This window comes from Dactylosporangium sucinum (assembly GCF_014647515.1).
GTDB lineage: Bacteria > Actinomycetota > Actinomycetes > Mycobacteriales > Micromonosporaceae > Dactylosporangium > Dactylosporangium sucinum.
Window position 1 is genome coordinate 1 of record NZ_BMPI01000108.1, and the last position, 5,298, is coordinate 5,298.

Below are 5,298 nucleotides of genomic sequence, written 5' to 3' on the forward strand. Positions count from 1 at the left end.
CGCCGTTGCCGCCGCTGCCGCGCGCTCGCGAGGACAGCGACGGTGAGGCCCCCTCGACACGCGCGACGGGCCGGTCCGCGACGCTGTCGGGGCCGTCCCGCGGAAGGAGCACCTGATGGCAGCGCTGCGCTCGGTGGTGCTGGCCGGCGGAGGCACCGGCGGGCACATCTACCCGCTGCTCGCCTTCGCCGACTGCCTGCGCAGGCACGACCCCGATCTGCGCATCACCTGCATCGGATCAGCCCGGGGCATGGAGTCGGAGATCATCCCGCAGCGCGGGTACGAGCTGCGCCACGTTCCGGCCCACCAACTGCCCCGCTCGGTCAACATGAACCTCGTGCGCACCCCGGACCGGATGTACAAGGCGGCCAAGGCGACCCGGGCGATCCTCGACGAGGTCAACGCCGACGCGGTCGTCGGCTTCGGCGGCTACGTCTCGGTCCCGGCCTACCTCGCCGCCTGGCGGCGCAAGACCCCGCTGATCATCCACGAGGTCAACGTGCCGGTGGGCGTCGCCAACAAGATGGGCATGCGGTTCACCGACCACCTCGTGCTCGGCTTCCCGCACCAGGTCCAGCAGATCCCGGCGGTGGCCGGCAAGGAAGTGGTGGGCGTCCCGCTGCGGCAGAGCATCGCCCGGCTCGACCGGGCTGCCCTGCGGGCCGAGGCCCGGGCCCACTTCGGGCTCGACCCGAACCTGCCGACGCTGTTCGTGTTCGGCGCGTCGGCCGGCGCCCGCTCGATCAACCTGGCGGTGTCGGGGGCGGCGAAGCAGATCACCGCGTCCGGGGTGCAGGTGCTGCACATCATCGGGGCGCGCAACGACGACGTCGAGGTGCCCACCGGCCTCCCGGCGCCCTACGTGAAGATCAAGTTCCTGTCCGAGATGGAGCTGGGCTACGCCGCGGGCGACCTGGCGCTCTGCCGGGGCGGCGCGATGACCTGCGCCGAGACGGCGGCCGTGGGGATGCCGGCGATCTACGTGCCACTGCCGTGGGGCAACGGCGAGCAGCGCCGCAACGCGCTGCCGGTGGTCGAGGCCGGCGGCGGCCTGATCGTCGAGGACGGCGACCTCTCGCCCGAGTGGGTCACCCAGACCGTCGTGCCGCTGGTGCGCGACGGCGCCCGGCTCGCCGCGATGAGCCGCGCCGCCGCCGGATACGGCCGCCGTGACGGCGACGAGGCGTTGCGTCGGTACCTGCTGAAGGTGGTCGGGGCATGACCGGTCCCAAGCGGAGCGGAGGGGCCGGTCATCATGGGCTCAGCCTGTGCGATTGCGGCCGGAGCGGAGCGGAGGGCGCATGAGCGAGAACACGACTGAGAAGCTGACCGCCGAGGATCTCGGCACGGTGCACCTCGTCGGGGTCGGCGGGGTCGGCATGAGCGGCCTGGCGCGGCTGCTGCTCACGCGGGGCATCCCGCTGTCGGGCAGCGAGCTGAAGGAGTGGCCGCAGCTCGCCGCGCTCAAGGCGCTCGGCGGCACGATCTACCGCACCCACGAGCCGTCGAACCTCGACGGCGTCGACACCGTGATCTACTCGACGGCCATCCCGAAGGACCACATCGAGCTGGCGACGGCCCGCGAGCGGGGGCTGCGGCTGCTGCACCGCTCGGAGGCCCTGGCGGCCACGATGGTCGGCCGGCGGGCCATCGCCGTGGCCGGCACGCACGGCAAGACCACCACCACGTCGATGATCACGCTGATCCTGCAGCACGGCGGGGCCGACCCCTCGTTCGTGATCGGCGGGGAGATCTCGGCGGCCGGCTCCAGCGCCCACCACGGCAGCGGCGACCTGTTCGTCGCCGAGGCGGACGAGAGCGACCGCTCGTTCCTGCTGTACGAGCCGCACGTCGCCGTCGTCACGAACATCGACGCCGACCACCTCAACACCTACGGCGACCTGCAGGGCCTGGAGGACGCGTTCGTCGAGTTCTGCGGCCGGGTGGCGCCGGGCGGGTTCGTGGTGACCTGCGCGGACGACGCCGGGGCGATGCGGATGGCGGTGCGGGCCCGGGCCAACGGCGCCGACGTGGTCACCTACGGCACCGCGCCCGACGCCGACCTGCGCATCAGCGAGGTGCGGTCGTCGGCGGCCGGCGTGCGGTACGTGGCCCACCACGACGGCGTCCCGCTGGGCGAGGTCTTCCTGCCGGTGCCCGGCGCGCACCTCGGGCTGAACTCGGCCGGCGCCCTGCTCGTCGCGCTGCGGCTGGGCATCCCGGCGGAGACCGCGATCGAGGCGCTCGCCGCGTTCCCGGGCGTGCGCCGGCGGTTCGAGCTCAAGGGCACCGAGGCGGGCGTCAAGGTCTACGACGAGTACGCCTACCACCCGGTCCCGATGGCGGCGGCCCTGCGCACGCTGCGCGAGGTGGCCGCCGGCGGCCGGCTCGTCGTGGTCTTCCAGCCCTACCGGATGTACCGCACCCGCGACTTCCAGACCGAGATCGCCGAGGCGCTCGCGCTCGCCGACGAGGCGATCGTGATGGAGGTCTTCGGCCCGGGCGAGCTCCGCGAGCCGGGCGAGGGCGGGGTGGCCCTCACCGCCGCCGTCGGCCTGCCCGACGGGCACAAGGTGTTCGTCCCGTCGTGGGAGGACGTGCCGGGCGAGGTCGTGCGCCGGGTCCGCGACGGTGACGTGGTCGTCACGATGGGTGCCCCGCCGATCTCGCTCATGGGCGACGAGCTGCTGGCCTCGCTGAAGGCGGCGCAGGGCGGCGAGTACGTCGGTCGCCACTCGAAGGCGGACTGACGCGTTGACGCAGACGCGCGGCTGGCGGCTCGTGCTGGCCCCTCGCGACGCGCCGCAGTCGGTGCGGCGGTTCGCGCGGCGGGCCCGGCAGCACCGCCTCCGCGCGGCCCGGCCCTGGCTGGTCGCGCTCGCGGTCGCCGCCCTGCTCGGGGCGGCGGCCGTGGTCGTCCTCGCCACGCCGGTGTTCGGCGTCGAGCGGATCGAGGTGACCGGGGCGGCGACGCTGAGCGCCGGCGCGGTCCGGCAGGCCGCGGCGGTGCCCGGCGGCACGCCACTGGCCCGGGTGGACCTGCGGGCCGTCGAGCGCCGGGTGCGGCAGCTCAAGCCGGTGCGCACGGTCGCCGCGTCGGTGGACTTCCCGCACACACTGCGGCTGCGGGTCGAGGAGCGGTCGGCAGTGGCCGCGGTGGTCAAGGTCGGCGGCTTCGTGCTGATCGACGCCGAGGGCGTCGGCTACCTGCCGGTCGAGTCGCCCCCGGCCGGGCTGCCGCTCGTCCGGCTGGCCGAGCCCGAGCCCGGCGACCCCACCACCCGGGCGGCGCTCACCGTGCTCGCCGCGCTGCCGCCGTTCCTGCGGGCGATGATGACGGCGCTCGTCGCCGAGTCGCCGACCCGGATCCGGCTGGAGCTGACCGACGGCCGGACGATCGTGTGGGGCGACGCGACCGAGAACGAGGCCAAGGTGCGCGTGCTGGAGTTCACCCAGGTCGCGCCGGGCCGCACGCTCGACGTCAGCGCGCCCGGCGTGGTGGTGGAGCGGTGAGCCGGCCGGAGCTGCCGTTCGTCGGCGACGAGCGGGCCCTCGTGTCGGCCTGGCTGGACTGGCACCGGGAGACCGTGCACGTGAAGTGCGCGGGGCTCGGCGAGCAGGACGCCTGGCGGGCGCCGCTGCCGGCGTCGCCCCTGACCAGCGCGGCCGGGCTGGTGTCGCATCTCACGTCGGTCGAGTCGTACTGGTTCGAGCGGGTCGTGGCGGGGCTGGACGTGCCGCTGCACTGGACCGAGGAGGACCCCGACCTCGAGTGGCGCCGCCGGCCGGGTGACTCGCTCGACGCCGTGCTCGCGCGGTACCGCGCCCAGTGCGCGGTCTCGCGGCGGATCGTGGCCGGTCTCGACCTCGGTGCGACGTGCGCCGGCCGGCGGCACGGCAACGTCGTGTCGGTCCGCTGGGTGCTGCTGCACATGATCGAGGAGACCGCCCGTCACAACGGGCACCTGGACGCCGTTAGGGAATTGGTCGACGGCGTCGTCGGCGAATAGCCGACACGCCGGGTGGCGGTCCTTGGATCACGACAGTCGGGCCCTTACCTTGCGATAAGGCATTAGTTGACATAACTATAAGCCTCTAGTAAAGGGTGAGGGTTTGCGGGACCCTCGTCTTGTGCGTTCGCATTCGGCGGACGCCGCCCGTCGCGGGGTCGGGCACTCGGGCTTGGTTTCACCGGTTCGACGGCTCCGGGAAGGATCGGCGCTCGCCAACCTCGAAAGGAAAGGTGGTCCGATGACTCATCCGCACAACTATCTCGCGGTCATCAAGGTCGTCGGCATCGGCGGCGGCGGGGTCAACGCCGTCAATCGCATGATCGAGGTTGGCCTCAAGGGCGTCGAGTTCATCGCGATCAACACCGATGCACAGGCCCTGCTGATGAGCGACGCCGACGTCAAGCTCGACGTCGGCCGGGAACTGACGCGCGGGCTGGGTGCGGGTGCGAATCCGGACGTCGGCAAGAACGCGGCCGAAGACCACCGGGACGAGATCGAAGAGGTGCTCAAGGGCGCCGACATGGTCTTCGTCACCTGCGGCGAGGGTGGCGGCACCGGCACCGGAGGCGCCCCCGTGGTGGCGAACATCGCGCGGAAGCTCGGCGCGCTCACCATCGGCGTGGTCACCCGGCCGTTCTCGTTCGAGGGCAAGCGCCGCCAGGTGCAGGCCGAAGCGGGCATCGAGGAGCTGCGCAACCAGTGCGACACGCTCATCGTGATCCCGAACGACCGGCTCCTCGCGCTCGGTGACCGCGGCATCAGCATGATGGACGCGTTCCGCCAGGCCGACCAGGTGCTGCTCTCCGGTGTGCAGGGCATCACCGACCTGATCACCACGCCCGGCCTCATCAACCTCGACTTCGCCGACGTCAAGAGCGTCATGAGCGGTGCCGGGAGCGCCCTCATGGGCATCGGCAGCGCCCGCGGCGACAACCGCGCGGTCGAGGCCGCCGAGTCGGCGATCTCCAGCCCGCTGCTGGAGCAGAGCATGGACGGCGCCCGCGGCGTCCTGCTGTCCATCGCGGGCGGTTCCGACCTGGGCCTCTTCGAGATCAACGACGCGGCCCAGCTGGTCACCGACGCGGCCCACCCGGACGCGAACATCATCTTCGGCGCCGTGATCGACGACGCCCTCGGCGACGAGGTGCGGGTCACGGTGATCGCGGCCGGCTTCGACGGCGGCGCGCCGGCGTACCGCCCGGTCGAGGCGCCGCGGCGCACGGCCGCCCACAACCCGCCGCCGAAGGAGCCGGTCTCGACCGAGCGCCAGGCCCCGCCGCCGCCC

5 protein-coding genes are annotated in these 5,298 nt (G+C 73.1%); all 5 read left to right on the forward strand.

The genetic code is table 11. The annotated features are described in order from the left end of the window. Nucleotides 1-115 precede the first annotated feature (115 nt). The gene (gene murG, locus IEZ31_RS52605) at nt 116-1,222 is read left to right on the forward strand and encodes an undecaprenyldiphospho-muramoylpentapeptide beta-N-acetylglucosaminyltransferase (protein WP_190257713.1); all 1,107 of its coding nucleotides are present in this window, start codon (nt 116-118) and stop codon (nt 1,220-1,222) included. A gap of 79 nt (nt 1,223-1,301) precedes the next feature. After that, nucleotides 1,302-2,750 (forward strand): UDP-N-acetylmuramate--L-alanine ligase, encoded by a 1,449-nt coding sequence (gene murC / locus IEZ31_RS52610; RefSeq protein ID WP_190257714.1) that lies wholly within the window; start codon nt 1,302-1,304, stop codon nt 2,748-2,750. A gap of 4 nt (nt 2,751-2,754) precedes the next feature. Continuing rightward, a complete protein-coding gene (locus tag IEZ31_RS52615; RefSeq protein WP_190257715.1) occupies nt 2,755-3,513 on the forward strand; it encodes a cell division protein FtsQ/DivIB in 759 nt (252 codons plus the stop codon). Next, a complete protein-coding gene (locus IEZ31_RS52620) occupies nt 3,510-4,010 on the forward strand; it encodes a DinB family protein (protein ID WP_190257716.1) in 501 nt (166 codons plus the stop codon). Before IEZ31_RS52615 ends, IEZ31_RS52620 begins: the two co-directional genes overlap by 4 nt. Before the next feature lie 241 nt (nt 4,011-4,251). Continuing rightward, the coding region (ftsZ, locus tag IEZ31_RS52625) for a cell division protein FtsZ (RefSeq protein WP_229837184.1) at nt 4,252-5,298 on the forward strand (1,047 nt) is incomplete at its 3' end.